Origin of the sequence: Brunnivagina elsteri CCALA 953 (assembly GCF_002289455.1) — a bacterium.
GTDB classification, from domain to species: domain Bacteria; phylum Cyanobacteriota; class Cyanobacteriia; order Cyanobacteriales; family Nostocaceae; genus Brunnivagina; species Brunnivagina elsteri.
This window is the reverse complement of sequence record NZ_NTFS01000707.1, coordinates 1-1,681: the sequence shown is the minus strand read 5'-3', so window position 1 is coordinate 1,681 and position 1,681 is coordinate 1. Positions and strand designations below refer to the sequence as shown.

The 1,681-nt window shown below is 37.1% G+C and carries 1 protein-coding gene; it reads left to right on the top strand.

Going from position 1 to position 1,681, the window contains the following annotated elements; all coding sequences use genetic code 11:
- Nucleotides 1-197: 197 nt before the first annotated feature.
- On the top strand, nucleotides 198-1,388 hold the full coding sequence (locus CK510_RS30070; protein WP_095725081.1) for a glycoside hydrolase family 10-like protein: 1,191 nt from the start codon (nucleotides 198-200) through the stop codon (nucleotides 1,386-1,388).
- The last annotated feature ends 293 nt before the right edge of the window (nucleotides 1,389-1,681 follow it).

Here is a 1,681-nt window from a genome sequence, read left to right as displayed (position 1 = left end):
GTGCGGAATGTGGGTTTTTAGATTCCCAATTTCTTAGAAAAGAGGTTGGGAATTTCTTTTTTAAGCAAAAATCTTGGTTTTATTTGGAAAATTGAGCTTTTAGTTTCAGAAAAAGCCTATTTAATTGGTGTAGTTTAATGTATCTGGCTGATACTATTTTTGGCAGATATGTACATTAAACTTAAATCTAAAAATTAATGGCATCGAAGACGCGATCGCAATCTCGAAAAGGCTGGTTTGGTATTCGCTATCGCTGGTTTGTTTTAGCGGTAGTATCTTTGTTGCTATTTACTTCGCTTTGGCAAGCACCAACTATTAATACAAGCGTAATTCCCAATAATGAAATACGTGGTGTTTGGATGACTAATTATGGTGCAGCATTGAGTTACTACACAACTCGTCTTGATGATGTCATCGCGAATATTGCCAAACACCGTTTAAATACAATTTATCCTGCGGTATGGAATCGTGGTTATACCCTACATCCTAGCACTGTGGCGGAGTCTGTAAGTGGTTCTTCCCAGAATTATATGACTTCATTACCACTATTGCCATTTCAAGATACACTTTCGGAATTAGTGAAACAAGCACATCGGCAAAAATTACGGATAATTCCTTGGTTTGAATACGGTTTAGTAGTTCCCAAAAATCATGCGATCGCAAAACGACATCCTGATTGGTTAACAGTTACTAAAAGCGGAAAAGTAGCTTTAAAGGATAATATGGCATGGTTAAATCCTTGTCATCCCCAAGTACAACAATTTCTCACCGATTTAATTGTTGATGTTGTCAAACGTTACCCTGTTGATGGAATTCAACTTGATGACCATTTTGCTTTACCTGTGGAGTTTGGTTATGATGCTTATACGGCGAAATTGTACCGCAAAGAACATAATGGGAATTCACCGCCGCAAAACCCCAAAAACCCTGAATGGATGGCTTGGAGGGCTGGTAAGTTAACACAGTTAATGGCAAAAATTAGTAAGTCTGTTAAGGCTGAAAATCAAGATACTATAATTTCCTTATCTCCAAATTCCCTAAGTTTTGCTTACAATAAGTATTTACAGGATTGGGGAAAATGGGTAGATTTAGGTCTATTAGATGAGGTAATTGTACAGGTTTATCGTGAAGATTTAAGTGCAATTAGCAATGAATTGAATAATCGTGAATTACAAAAGATAAAAAATAAGTTACCTATTGCAATTGGTTTATATACAGGACCATTTCTATCACCAAAGTCTATTAAAAATCTACAACGAGAAATTCAAGTAGTCCAAAAATATAATTATAGTGGTGTATCTTTCTTTTGCTGGGAAACAACACTTTGGTTCTTTAAAGGAGATTCCGATCGGCAGTTACAAAATGGTTTGAGAAAAGTTTTTACTTAGAGGGTGTTTGAAAAGTCTCCTTCTATGTCATGCTGAGGAACGAAGCATCTCAGTACGTAGGCTAAACTCTAGATTCTTCGTTCCGCAAAGCTCCACTCAGAATGACAATTTATACATCCTAAAACTTTTCAAACATGCTCTTAGGAATCTGAATTATGAAGCTGCATAAAATTTTACCCTACCCTAACCCTCCCCTTAGCAAGGGGAGGGAACTGGATTTCTAGTTTCCCCCCTTTCCAAGGGGGGATTAAGGGGGGTAATTCCGAGGTATCAGGGGAAAACATACTTGTGTG